Origin of the sequence: Erwinia rhapontici (assembly GCF_020683125.1) — a bacterium.
In the GTDB taxonomy this organism is placed as follows: Bacteria; Pseudomonadota; Gammaproteobacteria; order Enterobacterales; family Enterobacteriaceae; genus Erwinia; species Erwinia rhapontici.
In genome coordinates this window covers 1,966,482-1,984,054 of record NZ_CP085627.1, presented here as the reverse complement: position 1 = coordinate 1,984,054, position 17,573 = coordinate 1,966,482, and the positions used below count along the sequence as shown (strand labels likewise).

12 protein-coding genes and 1 pseudogene are annotated in these 17,573 nt (G+C 57.5%); 4 read left to right on the top strand and 9 right to left on the bottom strand.

Annotation, left to right across the window (positions count from 1 at the left end):
* The first annotated feature begins 12 nt into the window (after nucleotides 1–12).
* On the top strand, nucleotides 13–1,500 hold the full coding sequence (pdxR, locus tag LJN55_RS09365; RefSeq protein ID WP_227536108.1) for a MocR-like pyridoxine biosynthesis transcription factor PdxR: 1,488 nt from the start codon (nucleotides 13–15) through the stop codon (nucleotides 1,498–1,500).
* A gap of 70 nt (nucleotides 1,501–1,570) precedes the next feature.
* Here pdxR and LJN55_RS09360 read toward each other — a convergent pair whose 3' ends face one another.
* Together LJN55_RS09360 and LJN55_RS09355 are read right to left on the bottom strand one after the other, a co-directional pair.
* Nucleotides 1,571–2,440, bottom strand: coding sequence for an SDR family oxidoreductase (locus LJN55_RS09360; RefSeq protein WP_227536107.1), 870 nt, complete (start codon nucleotides 2,438–2,440; stop codon nucleotides 1,571–1,573).
* A 32-nt stretch (nucleotides 2,441–2,472) separates the two neighbouring features.
* Nucleotides 2,473–3,408, bottom strand: a complete 936-nt coding sequence (locus LJN55_RS09355) for an NADP-dependent oxidoreductase (RefSeq protein ID WP_227536106.1) — start codon at nucleotides 3,406–3,408, stop codon at nucleotides 2,473–2,475.
* A gap of 102 nt (nucleotides 3,409–3,510) precedes the next feature.
* Here LJN55_RS09355 and LJN55_RS09350 point away from each other — a divergent pair, with 102 nt between their 5' ends.
* Nucleotides 3,511–4,386 carry a LysR family transcriptional regulator gene (locus LJN55_RS09350; RefSeq protein WP_227536105.1) on the top strand — a complete coding sequence of 292 codons (876 nt, stop codon included), beginning with the start codon at nucleotides 3,511–3,513 and terminating at the stop codon, nucleotides 4,384–4,386.
* Nucleotides 4,387–4,408: 22 nt separating this feature from the next.
* Here LJN55_RS09350 and LJN55_RS09345 read toward each other — a convergent pair.
* Nucleotides 4,409–4,936, bottom strand: a pseudogene (locus tag LJN55_RS09345) (nitrilase-related carbon-nitrogen hydrolase); the annotation flags it as partial.
* 375 nt (nucleotides 4,937–5,311) lie between these two features.
* On the opposite strand from LJN55_RS09345, the gene LJN55_RS09340 reads away from it, so the two are divergent.
* Entirely contained in the window at nucleotides 5,312–5,803 is a 492-nt protein-coding gene (locus LJN55_RS09340) for a hypothetical protein (protein ID WP_227536104.1), read from the top strand.
* Between the two features lie 96 nt (nucleotides 5,804–5,899).
* Here LJN55_RS09340 and LJN55_RS09335 read toward each other — a convergent pair whose 3' ends face one another.
* From LJN55_RS09335 to LJN55_RS09320, 4 genes are all read right to left on the bottom strand, one after another.
* On the bottom strand, nucleotides 5,900–6,913 hold the full coding sequence (locus LJN55_RS09335) for a zinc-dependent alcohol dehydrogenase family protein (protein WP_227536103.1): 1,014 nt from the start codon (nucleotides 6,911–6,913) through the stop codon (nucleotides 5,900–5,902).
* Between the two features lie 98 nt (nucleotides 6,914–7,011).
* Nucleotides 7,012–8,508 (bottom strand): MFS transporter, encoded by a 1,497-nt coding sequence (locus tag LJN55_RS09330; protein ID WP_227536102.1) that lies wholly within the window; start codon nucleotides 8,506–8,508, stop codon nucleotides 7,012–7,014.
* 112 nt (nucleotides 8,509–8,620) lie between these two features.
* Nucleotides 8,621–9,943, bottom strand: a complete 1,323-nt coding sequence (locus LJN55_RS09325; protein ID WP_227536101.1) for an LLM class flavin-dependent oxidoreductase — start codon at nucleotides 9,941–9,943, stop codon at nucleotides 8,621–8,623.
* Nucleotides 9,940–11,142 carry an ABC transporter substrate-binding protein gene (locus LJN55_RS09320; RefSeq protein ID WP_227536100.1) on the bottom strand — a complete coding sequence of 401 codons (1,203 nt, stop codon included), beginning with the start codon at nucleotides 11,140–11,142 and terminating at the stop codon, nucleotides 9,940–9,942. Before LJN55_RS09320 ends, LJN55_RS09325 begins: the two co-directional genes overlap by 4 nt.
* A 208-nt stretch (nucleotides 11,143–11,350) precedes the next feature.
* Between LJN55_RS09320 and LJN55_RS09315 the strand changes: the two genes are divergently transcribed.
* Nucleotides 11,351–13,594, top strand: a complete 2,244-nt coding sequence (locus LJN55_RS09315; protein ID WP_227536099.1) for a TonB-dependent siderophore receptor — start codon at nucleotides 11,351–11,353, stop codon at nucleotides 13,592–13,594.
* Between the two features lie 34 nt (nucleotides 13,595–13,628).
* On the opposite strand, the gene LJN55_RS09310 is transcribed toward LJN55_RS09315, so the two are convergent.
* A complete protein-coding gene (locus tag LJN55_RS09310) occupies nucleotides 13,629–14,663 on the bottom strand; it encodes a Glu/Leu/Phe/Val dehydrogenase dimerization domain-containing protein (RefSeq protein ID WP_133843167.1) in 1,035 nt (344 codons plus the stop codon).
* Between the two features lie 13 nt (nucleotides 14,664–14,676).
* Nucleotides 14,677–17,568, bottom strand: a complete 2,892-nt coding sequence (locus LJN55_RS09305; protein ID WP_227536098.1) for a type I polyketide synthase — start codon at nucleotides 17,566–17,568, stop codon at nucleotides 14,677–14,679.
* Between the last annotated feature and the right edge of the window lie 5 nt (nucleotides 17,569–17,573).

The following is a 17,573-nucleotide window of genomic DNA, read 5'->3' as shown; positions in this document are numbered from 1 at the left end:
TCCACTTTGGCGATGAAAAAGAACGCGGCCAGCTTTCCCAGCATATTGTTAAAAAACGGGAAAATTAAAGAACAGTTCTATTCGGTGATCAAAGAACTGATCCTGAATGGTCAGCTTCAAACAGGGAAAAAACTCCCCTCCAGCCGGACATTTTCTGAAATGATGTCCATATCAAGAAACTCTGTTCTCGCAGGCTTAGAACGCCTGACTGATGAGGGCTACCTGATCGCTAAACAAGGATCGGGAACCTATGTGGCATCGATCATTCCTGATGAGGTGATGCACAGTCAGCCGCAAGCCTCTTATTTACCGGCGAGCCTTGATAAGGGGAGCCCCGACATTAATCCGCATATGCAGGTCATGAGAAACATATGGGATGAAACGCAGCCCTGCTCGGGGCAAAATCTGACGTTTAATATTGGCGTCGGCTGCAGAGATTTATTCCCTTATGAACTTTGGGGTCGCCTGTTAGGGCGCACCTGGCGTCAGTTCCGCCACCAGGATGGAAAACTGAATGAACTCCATGGGTTTAAACCCTTACGGCAGGCTATCAGTAAATATGTCTGCACCACGCGCGGCCTGCATTGCACCGAGCAGCAGATACTGATTGTTAATGGTACACAGCAAACCATGAATCTGGCCGCACAGGTACTATTGCAAAAAGGGGATGAAGTCTGGCTGGATGAGCCGGGCTATGATGGTGCGTTAGGGGCGTTTACCGCCATGGGGGCCACCCTCCGTCCTGTCATCAGTGATAACAATGGCATGGACGTTGCGTATGGCATCAGGCACTGGCCCCAGGCCAAATTGATTTTTACCTCTCCCTCTCACCAGTTTCCGCTGGGCGGAACATTAAGTTTATCCCGCAGGCTGGCGCTACTGGAGTGGGCCGCTGAAAATAACATGTGGATATTCGAAGATGATTATAACAGTGAGTTCAGGTACACCGGCCAGCCAATACAAGCCCTTCAGGGGTTAGATAAACATCAGCGCGTGATCTATGCAGGAACCTTCTCCAAAATGATGTTCCCGGGATTTCATTTAGGTTTCCTGGTGGTTCCAGAACATTTAGTGGCGTCTTTTAACATTGCCAAATATTACGCCGATACACGCACCTCGTATTTAGAACAAACGATCCTTGCCGCTTTCATTTCTGAAGGCCATTACGCCCGTCACGTCAGGCGGGTGAGAAAAGCCTGTCATGAACGCCAGCAGGTGATGATTGAGGCCATCAAATTATATCTGCCGGAAGTCGTCTGTGTGGAACCGTCGGATTCAGGTATTCATCTTGTCTGCTGGTTAGCGGATAACCTTGAAGAATCCGTCATCATTGAGCACTGCCGTCAAGCGGGTTTAGGCGCACAGCCGCTTTCACGCTACTGCCAGACCAGGCCAGCGAAGCAGGCGATTTTGTTCGGTTTTGCCGCGCATCCACCGTCAGAGATCGTTGAAGGCATCAAGAAACTGGCTCAACAACTTGCTGAAAATAAAAGAGATTGAAACTGATAAACAGCCTGTTGCCTCTGTGCAGAGATAACGAGTCTCCCCGTTATCTCCCTGCATATCCCGTTCAGCGCGTGCCGGTAGACTCATTAACCAAATGCTCGTAGGTCCGTAGCGGACGTCCCAGCAGCGTCTGCAAACGCTCCACCGTTCCTTCTGCCGCCTGCATCCCGTACTGCTGAATGCCCGCCATCATCAGGCTCATATCATAGGCCAGCCAACCGGGGCTCCAGGCGGTCATCTGCTGCTCAAAAGCGACCACGTCATCACCGCCGTAGCCAACTTCACGCCCCAGCGCTGCGCTCCAGACGGCGGCGACACGCTCACCGGTCAGAACGTCCGGGCCCACCAGCGCCAGGGTGTTGCTCTCCAGTGCTTCGGGTGCCCTGTCACGCCGCAACAGTTCCACTACCGCGATATCGGCAATATCCCGCACATCGATCATGGAAACACCCGTCGAACCGATCGGCATCGGATACACCCCATACTCTTCAATGACCTTTTGCACCGAGGCTTCGTTCTGCATGAAATAGGCCGGACGCAGAATAGTCGCCGGGATATTCAGGCTTTCGATCATACGTTCAACCGTATATTTACCGGTAAAGTGCGGTACGTTGGTGTACTTTTCCGCATGGATCACCGACAGATACACCACGCGTTCGATACCCGCCTCACGGGCAAGATTCAGGGTGATAAGGGCCTGGGTAACTTCATCGGGTGTCACCGCATTCAGCAGGAACAGGGTACGCACCGAGGCTAAAGCGGCGCGCATTGCCGCGACATCGGTCATGTCACCCGCGACTTCAGTCACACCGGCCGGAAAAACGTGCTTACCCGGCTGGCGCACCAGCGCCTTGGTGTCTGCGCCCGCATCAGCAAGACGCTGACAAATCAACGAACCCAGCGTGCCCGTGGCACCAATAACAAGAATGGTCATATTTATCTCCAGAATGCGTCAGATAGCGCCGGTTAGCGCAGAAAATCGGCCACCACTTTGCCGATACGCGGCGCCGTGCGGTGACGTTCAATGGCCTGCGGGATGTCGTTAAAGCCGACGATCTCGCTGACGTGTGACTTCAATGCTCCGCTGGCAATGCTGGCGGCCAGCGTTTCCAGCTGCGTGCCGTCCGGCGTGTTCATAAACCACAGCCCACGGCGCCCGGCAGGTGTGCGGGCAACAATGTCGGGCGAAGCCGTGCTGATGATAACGCCCTGCCCCGACAGCACCGGCCATGAGCGATCCAGCACGCCGCCACCAACATAGTCGAGGACAAGGTCAATATTGCGGGCAAGCGATTCAAACGGTTGCGACTGATAGTCGATAATGTGGTCGGCCCCGAGGCTGCGCACGTATTCCATGCCTGCCGCCGCCACGGTGGCAAACACCTCTGCCCCGGCCTGTTTAGCAAACTGCACGGCGTAGCCCCCCAGCCCTCCGGCAGCGCCGTGGATCAGAATGCGTTGCCCGGCGGAGATCGGGCCAGCATAGTTAAGGCTTTGCCATGCAGCGACGGCGGCAACGGGGATGGCAGCTGCGTGGATATCGTCCAGTCCTGCCGGTGTATGGGCCAGATTTGCCTCACTGATGACGACGAAATCCGCATACGCCCCGATTCGCCCCAGCGACCCCATCACACGGTCACCGATACGAAAACGCGTACAGCCCGGGCCCACGGCCTCAACAATACCTGCCAGCTCAATGCCGAGAACGGCGGGCAGCGATAAGGGAAACGCATCGCGGACGTACCCTTCTCTCACCTTCCAGTCGAGGCCATTAATACCGGCGGCATGAACCCGCACCCGTACCTGACGCTCTCCCACGTCGGGCAGCGCTATCTCAGCCACTTTGGCGGCATCAGCCCCGCCGTACTCTCCGATGACAACGGCTCGTTGCGTCATGCTCATGTTCTGTTCCTCTGGTCTGTTAGGATGAATGAACGATAAACCGTTGCGCAGACAGAGAGCAGACTCTAAATTAGAGACATGTCGTTTCAAAAATGGAACAGTATGGACCTCAATGCTTTGGTTGATTTTGCGCTTGTCGCCACCCACGGCGGGCTGGGGAAGGCCAGCCGGGCCAGCGGCAGGTCTAAAGCCACGTTATCGCGTCATATCGCGGATCTTGAACAACAGCTTGGCGTACGCCTTATCGAGCGCAGCCCCAGAGGGCTGAGACTCACTGAGGCGGGCGATATGCTGATGGCCAGAACATCGGGGTCAATGAACGAGGTGGTGGAGGCCATGACGTCGGTGCGGGAAGGGATCTCTGTTCCACGCGGGCACCTGCGCGTGGCATCGCCCGTGTTGTTCTCGCAGCTCACCATGGGGAGAATAGCTGCCGAGTTTTGCGCCGCGTATCCGGAAATCACCCTTGAAGTGGTGGCAGAAGACCGCATGGTGGATCTGGTGGAGGAACATTATGATGTGGCCATTCGTATTAACCCGCGCCCCGACAGCAGCCTGACGGGGCGATGCTTTGCTGAAGACCGCCAGATTGTGGTTGCCGCGCCCTTCGTTACCCTGCCCCAGCCGGGCCTGGTCACTCAGGTTCCCGCCATCGTATTTGGCAACGCACAGCCATCGCTGTGGAAACTGGACGATGGCCGCCTGGTGATTGAACCTCTCCCCCGCCTGAGGTTTTCCTCTTTTCTGATGATCCGCGACGCCGCCATCGCCGGTGGCGGTGCCGCGATTATTCCTCAGTCTATTGTCGGCAACGCCCTTGCCCGCGGCGACCTGGTGCAGTGGGGAACGGTGTCAGATGTCAAGGTGGCGCTGTGGGTGCTGCATACCTCGCGGCGTTTAACGGCGCCAAAGGTCAGGGCATTCGTCGATTTTATCTGCGAACGCTACCCTAAAATTGCGCTGGTGATGACGGGATAACACCGCACCGGATGCGCTCACCTCACCGGTTATTTCTCTGCGGCACATCGACCGAAAACCTGGCCGTTCTTGCATCACGTTCATACCCCTGCAGTTCCGTCAGTATCTGGTATAGCTCAGGACGGCGACCGTGGATCCAGCGGCGGCCCGTGCTCATCGCCAGCAGGGTTAAATCGAGTTCGGCGCTGACCATGGCATCGCCCGCCGCCCAGGTTTCCTCAATAATGCTGCCGTAAGGGTCAATCATCATGGCATTGCCGGTACGGACTTCGTCTTCATCCGCACCAACGCCGTTACTGAATAAGATAAACACCCCGTTGTCATGAGCGCGCGCAGGCAGCCAGCGCATCAGCCAGCCGCGACCATTCGGGCCTCTAAAAGCATGAAGTTTGCGATGTGTATGCAGTGAACCGTCGGGCAGACAGGCAACGTAGGCGTTATACAGGCGGTCATCGTCGGCACGTTCGATCAGCCCGGCACCAATCAGCATCTGATTCTTGACGGCCAGCGAACGGATCAATGCCAGAGAAGGTATGCATTGCATCTTTTCCTCTCCCAGGCATGGGGCTCCGCCAGGGCAGCATCCAGGGCTTTTTTAATCCCCGAAGCCTGTACACCAAATATGTCTTTATCAGATAGCTTCCCTGAGCGGTTGTAGGTACAAGCGTTCAGGGCGCTATTTTTCTGGCAGTCTTTTGGCTCTAAGTGTACGCACCCTGTCACCGTGGCCACCATTATTATTAACATAAAGAGTTTAGTCATCTCTAAATCCGTTCAGAGCGAAGGGTATCAGGTTGTGCTTATGAATGATGATTCCAGCCGTAAAGGGGATAATTATGCGGGAGAACGACCGTGCTTTTTCCCTTGCATTCGCCCTGTATCATAAAGCAATCTTATCAGTTCAACAGGATGACAGGGAACAGATATGGCAAATGTAGAGGACCGCCGGTGGCTGGTTCAAAAAGTTGACGCAGTGAACAGCCGTCGTGGATCGGTGTGTTTTATCGCGATGTATATTTTGGGCTTTTTTCTGGTGGCGCTGCTGACGGCAAAAGTCTTTGCCGCCGGAAGTCTTCCCTATCGCTTTGTGGCGGGAATGTTCTTCGGCGCCTACGCCATGGGGGGAAGAACCGCGGCACGCTATCTGTGGTTGAACTATCGTTATAAAAAGATCACGCCTCTGGATGCCTTACTGCTGTGCCCTTTTCTGATTTTTCTTGGGTTGGGAACCTGGTTTATCGGCTGGGAAGGCGCAAAAACAGGGGTGGCGTTTGGACTGGGTGTATTTATCTCCATCACCTGCTATCAGCTGAGTATCGGAGAGTTTTACGACCGCGCGTTCAATAAAGAGATTATTGAGGCTACCTCATCCGTCACACCACAGCCTGATGAAACAACACCGCCAGAGGTGCCATAACATCCGTTACAATGGCGTTATGCCTGTAATGTAAAGCCTGAGACTCAGCCCGCTCCGTTTCTTCTGAGCGGGCTTTAACAGCGCAAAGCTATTTCCCTACCAGCTCACGCACACCTTGCCAACGTGTTGACCGCTTTGCAGGTGGGCAAATGCCTCACCCAAACGCTCATAGCTGAAGACCTTGTCGATCACCGGTTTCTGCGCCATCAGTTCCAGCGCCTTCACATAATCAATCTGGTCCTGACGGCTGCCGACAATCAGCCCCTCAATACGCACCTGTTTCGCCAGGATGCTGAAAATCGACAATGACGCATCCGTACCGGACAACACACCGATGACGGCAATATGCCCACCGACTTTCACCGCCTTAAGGGACTCATTAATCGTGGCAGGGCCGCCGACCTCAACAATATGGTCAACGCCCAGGCCGTGAGTGAGTTCCAACACTTTATCCCCCCACTCCGGGGTGGTGCGGTAGTTAATGGTGTCATCGGCGCCCAGTTTGCGCACCATCGCCAGTTTTTCATCAGAGGACGAAGTGGCAATCACTCTGGCCCCCATAGCTTTGGCCAGCTGTAACGCAGCAATCGACACACCGCCGGTGCCTTGTACCAGCACGGTCTCACCCGCCTTTAAGCGACCGTTGACCACCAGCGCTCGCCACGCGGTCAGGCCGGAGGTCGTGATGGTGGCCGCCTCGGTGTGCGACCAGCCCGCAGGAGCGGGAGTAAAGGCATTGACCGGACGCACCACCACTTCGCTGGCCAGGCCATCAACGCCATCGCCTGGCGTATGCGCAAAACCGCCCACCGCCGGGGTGGCTTTCCCTGCTGCCCACTGCGGAAAGAAGGTGGAAACCACGGCATCACCCGCGCGGAACTCCGTTACGCCTTCGCCTACCGCCTCAACAATTCCGGCACCGTCCGACAGCAGAATACGGCTATCTTCCACCGGCATAGCGCCGGTGGCCACCATCAGGTCATGGAAGTTAAGCGAGCTGGCTTTGATGGCGACCCTGATTTCCCCTTTAGCGGGTTGGCCGGGGTCCTTCACCTCGGTGAGCTGAACACTGTCCAGATTAAATGGGCTGGTAACCGTGACTGCTTTCATGATCTTCTCCTGGTTTGTACATTTCTGGCACATGCCATCGACTCAGTGCCGTCAGGTATACACCCGATGCGGATTCGCCAGATAAGCACTTCGCGCTGTTACGCGGCGTTAATGCCCTGCGCCTCTTTTACCCACTGTAAGCGTAGCAGCAATGCCACGGCGACAAAGCAGGCACCTCCGGCGCACAGCATGGCGAGATGAAAACCACTTTCCATCGCTGCTGTGTAGCGTGCGCTAAAATCAGCGACGACCGAGGTGGGCAGATGCCGCGTCACCGCCAGGTGGGCAATCTGCGCAGCATCGCTAATACCGCTGACATCGAGGGAGGCCGTCAGCGTGCGTATTGCCTGTGCGCTCATTAACGTTCCCAGTAACGCAATGCCGATGGTCATCCCCGCCTGGCGCAGCGCATTCATCATGGCGGAAACTGACCCGGCCTGCTCAGGCGGCGCCATCGCCATCACCAGCATGCCCGTGCCCGGAACCGCCAGCCCGGCCCCGGCCCCCAGCAGCGTAAACAACGCCCCCACCTGCCAGTAAGCGGAGTTCGCATCCAGCAGCACCATAGCGATCATCGACAGGCCCGCCAGCCCGTAACCCGTGACCATTAATCCACGCATCGGCAGCCGCGCACTCATGCGGCCAAACAACAGTGACACCAGGCCGGTGACGACAAATAACGGCATCATGCGCCAGCCTGCTTCTGCGGGTGCCCAGCCCTGAATTTGTTGTAGGAAAATCGAGAAAAAGAACAGACAGCTGTAGTAAGAAAAACCGAGAATAAACGACGCCAGATTCACGCTGACAAATCCCTGCTCGCGCAGCAGTGCCAGCGGCAGCAGCGGGCGCAACGTCCGTTTTTCCACCAGCGCGAAAAGCATAAAACTCACCAGGGCACAGGCCAGAATCGCCAGTGGAAGTCTGCCGGTAAAGCCGTATTGCCCTGCCTCAATCATTCCCCAGGCCAGCGTTCCTAACGCGACAATCCCCAGTAACTGGCCCGCCGTATCCAGCGCCGCGTGGTCAGGATATTTACGCTCCGGTATCCCCCACAGCCCTGCTGCAATCGCCACCAGGCACAGTGGGATATTGACCAGAAAGATACTTTGCCAGCCCAGCCACTGGAGCAGAACGCCCCCCAGCAGCGGCCCGAGGATCAGCGCCAGCGCGCTAAACGCCGACCACCCGCCGATGGCATGCGCGCGCTGGCGGGCATCAGGAAACGCGTGGGTCAGGATGGGCATCGCCCCTGAAATCAGCAGCGCGGCGGACACGCCCTGAATGGCCCGCCCCGTCAGCAGCATGCCGAGGCTGGGTGCCACACCACACAGCAGAGACCCGCCGGTAAACAGCACGACGCCGCTCACCCAGGCACGTTTATGACCGTAACGATCGGCCAGCGGACCGGCAGAAAGCATAAAAGCAGACAGGCAAACGGCGTAGGCATTGACCACCCACTGCAACCCGGCAATGTCCGTATCCAGCGCACTCTGCATAGTGGGCAAAGCGACATTCACAATGCTGATATCCAGCGAGGCAAGAAAAGTGCCAAGGTAAGCCGCAGCAAGCGCGGCATGATGACGGCTAAGACGCATGATAATCCCTAACGTGATTGGCTGATTTTACCCAACCCTAGCAATTGACTGACCGACGGTCAATCAAAATTCAACACAATGGACAATCTGCCAGCCATCATTATTCCGCCCTTCATCCCCCCGGCTGTGCATCCTCCCGTTCCGGTGTTTTCAGCCCCAAATGTCCCCGGAAGGTGGTCGCGGTGTACTGCTCTCTCAACAGCCCCCGGCGCTGTAACACCGGAATCACCTGGGTGACAAACTCCTCTACCCCGCCGGGAAAATGAGAGAACATCACGTTAAATCCATCGGCCGCCCCGCTCTCCAGCCAGTGTTGCAGGGTATCGGCCACCTGGGTTGCCGTTCCCACCATTTCCAGCCCCTGATAACCACAAATGCGACGCGCCAGCGCCAGGATGCTGAGACCCTCACGCCGCGCCAGTTGAACCACACGCTCGCGCCCGCTTTTGCTGGCATTACTTTCCGGCATCGCGGGCAGCGGGCCATGTTTATCGTACGGCGAAATATCATGCCCAAGCGCCACGGATAAGGTGGCAAGGCTGCTCTGCTCGTCGACCAGACTGTCGAGCAGTGCTCTTTTCGCCTGCGCCTCTTGTGGCGTTTCCCCCAGCACCACGAACGCCGCCGGGATGATTTTCAGTGCATCACGACGGCCAGCAGCCTGCGCCCGGGACTGCATATCCTGGTAAAACTGACGGGCAGAGACGAGATCCGTCTGGTAGGTGAAGATGACTTCTGCCGTTTCCGCTGCCACCTGCCTGCCGGCTTCAGACGCCCCGGCCTGCACAATCACCGGTCGCCCCTGCGGAGGACGATCAACATTTAACGGCCCACGTACGGAAAAATACTCCCCCTCGTGATTGAGCGTATGCATCTTTGCCGCATCAAAAAACACGCCGCTGGCGGCATCACGGCAAAATGCATCCTGCTCCCAGCTGTCCCACAGCCCGTTCATCACCGCCGAAAACTCGCGCGCGCGCGCATAACGCAGGCCGTGCTCCATATGTTCAGCGACACCAAAATTACCGGCCTCGTTGGGATTACTGGAGGTCACCAGATTCCATCCGGCCCGGCCTTCGCTGATGTGATCCAGTGTGGCCAGCCGCCGGGCGAGCATATAAGGCTCATTGTAGGTGGTGCTGGCGGTGGCAATCAGCCCGATATGCTGTGTAACCGCCGCCAGCGCAGGGAGCAGCGTCAGCGGATCCAACGTCACCGTACTGTGCCCCCGCGCCAGGGCCTCGGTCGATACCTGGCGCAGCGCCAGCGTGTCGGGCAAAAACAGGCCGTCAAACCGCCCCTGCTCCAGCGTCCGGGCAAACCGTTTCATATGTTTAAAGCTGCTGTGAAACTCGGGGATGGCGCCGGGATAACGCCATGCACCGGCATGAATGCTGGGCATCGCCAGCAGAATAAGTTGAGGTGTTCGGGTCATACGACGGTCTCCTTGAGGCTTAACCAGTAACCGGATTGATAAGGCACGGGAAGAAAACGTTCATGTAACTCACGGAAAGTAGCTTCCGGGTCAAGCGAGGCAAACAGCTCAGGATGTAGCCACTTCGCCACGCGCTGCAGGGCGATAAAATAGTAAGGATTGTCATAAAACGGGTGCCAGATGGCATACACCTGCTGTTCCCTGACGGCACGCAGCGTGCGGTACGCCGGACGCTGCATCAGGCGTTGCAGGCGCGCATGCCCTTCCTGCGCATCGGCCCCTGGCCCCAGATTCACCCAGTCACCGCCGGGGGAATACAGTGACCAGTTCGCGCCGGTGACCAGCACCACATCGGGGTCGGCGTGGATCACCTTCTCCGGGCTGAGAGCACCAAAGGTGCCAGGCAGTAATTGCGTGCCCAGGTTACGCCCCCCGGCCACTGCCACCAGTTCACCAAAGTTACCGTCACCGTAGGTCAGGCAACAGTCGTCATAGAGTCCTGCTGCGCGTTCAACCATCACCAGGGGGCGTGTGGTTAACAGTTTCAGCGGCTGTATCACCCGGTCGATCTGCTGCTGACGAAAGCGTAAAAAGTCGGCTGCCCTTGCCACTCTGCCGAACAACTCCCCCAAAATCTGCATGCTGCGCCCGGTGTTGGCGAACATCCTGGTCCGAAAATCGACGAACACCACCGGGATCCCCGCCTGCTCCAGCAGGCGCAGTAAACCGGAGGCAGTTGCTGCACCTGCCGAGCTCAGGTTCAGCACCACAATATCGGGCTTCAGCGCAATCGCCTGCTCTCCGCCAATCGCATCAACCGTCTTACCGGAAAAGCGCGGGATCTGGTCGATATGGGGAAACTGCCGCTGATACGCCCGATAACTATCGAGGTCGGCGGCGCGGAAGTTATCTCCCCAGGCCACCACGCCCTGAAAGGGATCGTCGGGGCGCAGCAGCGCCAGTGCATACGCCAGGGTGCCGTCACCCAGCAGAATACGGCTGACCGGCGTGTGAATCCGCACTGAGCGCCCGGCGATATCAGTCACAGACTGCGTGGCGGGTTTTGCTGCCAGTGCCCGCGTGGTCATCAGAACCCCCGCGGCCAGCAGGCCAGTGAGCAGTGAACGTCGCGAGGTGCCGCCAGAGGCGGCATCACTGACACGTTCACGGCGATGAGTGGAGGACGGTTTTTGCATCATGAGGACATTATTCTGTTGGCGGAGAGAGAAAGAATCATAACATTGACCGACTGACGGTCAATGTATAATATGCAGTCATTATAATTATCATTCGCATTTATGAATTGTGAAAAATACGCTTAAAACATTTTATTTCAATAACTTGAAATGAGCTCTGTGTGCACAGACCACTCCACTCTGAACTTCTACCAGGATCATAAGGACGTACATGCTGACGAAACAATCTGCTGCTGCGCACATTCGCTCTCTACCCTGTCCGCCGTTGGTGTTAAGCGGCTTTTCCCTGTTATTGATGCTTTCTCTTTGCCTCACTGCGCCCGCTAACGCCGCAGAAAGTCCGTCGGGTGAGAAAAAAGAGGATGCGACCACAGAACAATCCCCGATGACGGTAAGTGCCAGTGTGCCGGTGCAAACTGAGGGAGAGGAAAACGGCTATGTGGCGGAAGAATCGGCCGTTGCCAGCAAAACCCGCACCTCTATCCTGGAAACGCCCCAGTCCGTCTCGGTGATCACCCGTTCGCAGATGGACGTGACGCGCCCGTCATCCAGCAGTGCCGCATTGCGCTACACGGCTGGCGCCACCAGTGAACGATATGGTGGCTTTGGTGATTATCTGGATATGACCCGGATTCGCGGCGTCGATGCCGATTACTATCTGGATGGTTTACGCATCATCAGCAACCCGGGCAGCTGGCTGCCGCAGGTCGATCCCTGGTCCCTGGAGCGGATCGAAGTGCTGCGCGGCCCCGCATCGACCCTCTACGGCCAGGGGACGGGCGGCGGCATTGTCAATCAGGTCAGCCGCAAGCCCCAGGATATCGCTTCACACGAGGTCAGCCTGCAATACGGCAGCTTCAACCGTAAGCAGTTCGGCATTGATTCTACCGGCGCCGTCAATGACGATAACAGCCTGTTGTATCGTTTTACCGCCAGTGGCCTGGACAGCCAGGGGCAAATTGAAGATAGCCGCCACCGCCGCCTCTATCTCGCCCCTTCCCTGACCTGGCGCCCGAGTGATAATGCCAGCTGGACCGTGCTGGCAACGTATTCCTGGGAACCGGATCTTCCCGACTACAACAGTTTGCCTGCGGCCGTCCTGGGGCTGAATAACAGCCCTTATCAGCAAATTGACCGGCATAAAAACTACACTGATGGCCATTTTTCCCACTCCACCCGCCGTCAGGATTCACTGACCTCGCTATTTGAATATCAGTTTGATAATGGCTGGAGCTTCAACAGCAATGCGCGTTATATGAATGTCCATTCAGATATTCAGCGCGGCGTGGTTTATGGGTATCAGCTCGTCAACGATCGCCCCTGGCTCAAAGCTTACGATGAGCTGACCCCGGCCAGAGTCAGCACGTTCTCGATGGATAACCATATCAGTGGCGATGTGGACGCTGGCCCCACCCGTCATACGCTGCTGGCCGGCATCGATTTTTCCACCGGTAGTCTGAAGAATGAGCTGTACAGTGTCGGTCCGGTGCTGATTGACCCGTACAGTTCTGACTACCGACCGGATCTCAATCCTGATTTCACCGCCAGCCGGGCCGCCCCCTGGAAAGAGAAACAGACATTTAACCGTACCGGCGTCTATGTGCAGGATCAGATGGCCTGGAACCGCTGGCGCCTGACGCTGAGTGGCCGCCATGACTGGTCGAATACTGACCATGAAACCAACAGCTACTCTCCGGTAACGGTGAAAAGCCGCCAGGAAGATACCCAGTGGAGTGGGCGCGCCGGGTTGAGCTATCAGTTCGATATCGGGCTGGCACCTTACATCAGCTACGCGACCTCATTCGACCCGCTGCTGGGCAGCGGCTATGATGGCAAAACCTTCCTGCCCGTGGAAACGAAGCAGAGCGAAATCGGCATTAAGTACCACCCGCCAGGGTCGAAAACATTACTCAGTGCCGCCCTCTTCCAGCTGACCCAGTCCAATGTGAAAACCAGCGATGCCGAGCATCTGGGTTTCAATACCCAGGCCGGTGAGGCGCGCACGCGCGGGCTTGATTTACAGGCGACCACTGAAATTGTGCACAACCTGAACCTGATCGCCAGCTACACCTGGCTGGATAATACGTTGACCAGGGATACGAAAAATCAGGGGAACACCCTGACGCAGGTGCCGGCCAACAGCGCGGCCGCCTGGCTTGACTATCGATTTGATGCGGGAGAGCTGGCGGGCTTACAGCTGGGCAGCGGCGTGCGTTATCTCGGCACCAGCTACGGCGACCCCGCCAATACCTTCAAAGTCCCGGCCACCACGCTGGTGGATATGGCGGTAAGCTATGATTTAGGGCAGTTAACGCCACAGCTAAAAGGCACCACGCTGGCCGTGAATGTCAGCAATCTGACAAACCAGCAGTATGTGGCCAGCTGCACCTCGGCGATGTATTGCTTCGTCGGTCAGGATCGCAGCGTCACGGCCAGCGTGGATTATCGCTGGTAAAAAAAAGGGGATGGCATGTGCCATCCCCCGTGTATCAGGCCACCATCAGCGCGGATTTTACCGGCTGCAATAACCTGCCCACTTCACAATCCAGCAGCGTTGCACGCCGTAATAACTCTTCCGTTTTCGCCCCAATCACCGAATAAACATAGGCATTCACCTGATCCTGGCTCATCTGGTTGTAGCGCTCGGTAAAGGCCATTTCGATACTGTCACAAATCACCGCCCCCGCATTGCTGACATAGTCGGGCAGATAATGAATCCCGCGTGCAATCAGCACATCTTCCGCCAGTTGGCTGTTAAACGGTGAATTGGCGCTGCTGACCACCCATCCGCAGGCTAACTGCGTGACGTTATCCTGGGTTAAAATGCCGGACAGTGACGCGATACACAGGATATGACTGCGCAACTCGAATAGCTGCGCTTCGTTAACCCGGCGCACGCCTTCAGGGAAAACGGCGCGTGGATTAATGTCATACCCCACCACCTCGCACCCCTGTTGCAGGCACTGCCTGGCCACTTCAGAACCCACTTTACCCATACCGTGGATCGCCACCAGCGGATGCGCAACATGAGACAGACGCAGCATGATCACTTTATGAATCGAGCTCCAGACGCCGTAGCCGGTGGCAATCGACGTATCTATCTGTGGGCTGTCCATCGCATTGAGGATCCAGGGGGTAAAACGCCGCAGATAATCCATATCCTGGTTACTGGTGTTAATGTCACAGCCGGTAAACATGGTGCCATTATAGCGATTCAGCAGCTCGCCAATCGCCGCCATCACCTCCGGCTGCTGGGCGGGCAGATGCGGGCTGTTGACCACAATTTTGCCGCCGCTGAAACCGGTGTTATACAAACCATGCTTGAGTGACATACTTTGTGCCAGCATCACAGCCTCACTCTCCTGCTGCTGACGCGAGCCATATTGACGCCAGCGAATGCCGCCGTTGGCGGGAAGGAGTTTGATTTGTGGTGAGCAGGCCAGAGTAAAGGACGTCTCGCTGTCAAACTGCACGGTTTCAATCTGATACTGTTTATCGTTCAGTGTTGCATTCAATGCGCACATGATTTTCATCCTGTTAATGAGTGAGATTTTGCTCAACAACGCCAGACTTCAGCAAACAGTGGCGAATCCCCAACGGGGTTGGCTGCTGTAAAAAATCGGCCATACTGATGGCCACGCTAAATTCCTGTTCCAGCCGCGCCATCAGGCGCAGTGCCATCAGTGATTGCCCACCGGAATCATAAAAATCCTGATATCCCGACGCGGGTAGCGCCCCGGTAATTTCCAGCCACAGCAGGCGGATACGAGCCATTAGCGCATCATGTTCTTCTGCCTCCTCACCGGCGCCAGCGGGCTGCGGACTGGCGGGCAACTCGCGGTCACCCATCCACCAAAAATGCGGCTCAAAAGGATACAGCGGCAATGCCACGTGGCCGGGCGATGACGTCCACAGTCGTGACCAGCAGATATCCACCCCGGCACGCCAGATTTTTTGCAGCGCCTGTACCCACAGAGCACATTCGCTGAGTGCATCATCGCGGCGACGCAGTGTGCGCACCGTGGAGGTTTTCCCACCCTGCTGTCGTAACTGCGCGACCAGGGCGGTCAGCGTCGATCCTGGCCCCACTTCGATAAACAGCGTTCGCCCACGTTCGGGGATCTGTTGCAGCGCCTGGTGATAACGCACCGCCTCGCGGGCATGGCGACACCAGTAGTCGGCATCCAACTGACGCAAGTCACCGACCTCCTGCGCCAGCAGCGCGGAGTAGTAGCGCACGCCCTGGTGCGGCACAGTGACGGGGGGCACAACGTGACGCAAGTCGTTGAGGATCGGTTCCATCATCGCCGAATGGAAAGCGTGGGAAACACTGAGGGCTTTACAGCGAATGCCTTCCCTTCGCAGGCGTTGCTCGCAGTCGGCCAACGCGGCCACATTGCCCGACAGTACACAGCTGTTTTCGCCATTGACCGCCGCCAGCGCAACACCGCGTCCCAGCCAGGGCTGGCAGCCACTGTCGCTGAGTTCCACCGCCAGCATCGCCCCCCCTTCCAGTGAGGCCATCAATCTGCCGCGCTGTGCAGCAAAGTTCAGCGCCTGCTCAACGGAGAAGGCGCCCGCAGCCCAGGCCGCAGCGATCTCCCCGACGCTGTGGCCGATCACCCGGTCGGGGACCACGCCGTAATGCATCAGCAGTTCGGCGAGAGATATTTCCACGGCCACCAGTGTCGGCTGGGTCAGTGCCGTATTGTTCAGCATCGCGCTGTTGCCCTGCGGGCTAAACAGCAGAGCAATATCCAGCGCCAGTTGATCACGCAGCAGAGCGATCTTCTCCTCCATCAGACGCTGAAAGGTGCTGTCATTGGCCATCAGCTCTCGCGCCATACCGATAAACTGGCTGCCCTGCCCTGGAAACTGGAATATCACGCTCAGTCGCCCCTTACCGCTGTCGGTCACGCCCTCTTTCACCACCAGTTTTCCCTCTTCATCTGGCCCCAGCGTGCCGCGAAAGCGCATGGCCTGCCTGCGGGTCTGCGCACTCCAGGCCAGCGCGGATAACGGCTCACCCGTCGCACGCTGACGATACTGCTTTGCCAGCTGATGCCAGGCCTGTTCAGAACGGGCAGAGATCGGCACCACGCTGTCAGCCAGCGAAGAAGACCGGGTGTCAGATGCGGCTGCGGCAACCTCAGGTCGGCTTAACACCACGTGCGCGTTGCTGCCACCGATACCAAAGGCACTGACACCAATTGCACGGCGGGGATCGTCAGCCTGCCAGCGTTCTGCACGTGTCAGCACGCGAAATGGACTGTGGCGCAGGTCGAAGGCCGGATTGGCACGGGTGAAATTGATTTGCGGTGTTAACCAGCCGTGTTTGATTTGCAAAGCAGCTTTGATCAGTCCCGCCATCCCAGCCGCCGTTTCCAGATGCCCGACATTGGCCTTTACCGCCCCCAGCGCGCAGAAACCTTCACGCCCGGTAAATTCCCTGAACACGCTGTTAAGCGCGGAAAACTCGATCGGGTCACCCGCCAGCGTGCCCGTGCCGTGGGCTTCTATCGCACGAAAATCCTCCGGGTGCCGCTGCGCATCCTGCAAGGCCAGGCGCAACAGGCGTTGCTGCCCCGCAAGGCTGGTGGTGGTAAAACTGACTTTTTCAGCCCCGTCATTGTTCATCGCCACGCCGTCTATCACGGCGATCACCTCGTCCCCGGCGGCCAGCGCGTCCTCCAGACGTTTCATCACCACCACGCCCACACCGCTGCCAAACACTGTCCCGCTGGCATCCGCCGAAAATGGCCGACAATGCCCATCCGTGGCGAAGATCATGCCCTGCTGGCTGAAATAGCCTTCGAGTTGAGGAATGCGCAACGTGCAGGCTCCGGCCAGCGCCAGATTGCAACGCCCGCTGCGCAGGGCATAGACCGCCTCACAGACAGCGACCAGAGACGTGGCACAGGCGGCCTGAACATTCACGACAGGCCCCCCTATGCCCAGGTGCCAGGCCACACGCGTGCTGAGATAATCTTTATCGTTGGTGATCTGCTGCTCGAATGCCGAGGGTGCCAGGCTGGCAAAACGCTGCGCGCCGCTGTTCTGCCGTAAATAGTCTGAACTGCTGCAGCCCGCAAACAGAGCAGCATCAGGCAGTGCGCCAGGCACAATGCCGGCATCTTCCAGTGCGTGCCAGGCACACTCAAGGAACAGACGGTGCTGCGGATCCATCAGCGCGGCTTCACGCGCACTGAGACCAAAAAATCCGGCATCAAAGCGCGCGATATCCTGCGCCAGCGGCGCAGCAACCCCCACCCAGGTCGGATCGTCTTGCGGCCCGTCCTCCAGCGTGACCAGAGATTCAACGCCGTTGACCAGGTGGTGCCACCATGTTTCGATATCACTGGCGCCGGGAAAACGGCAGGCCATCCCCACCAGCGCAATCTTCTGATGCGTGCAGTGTTGCTGTTGCATACTGC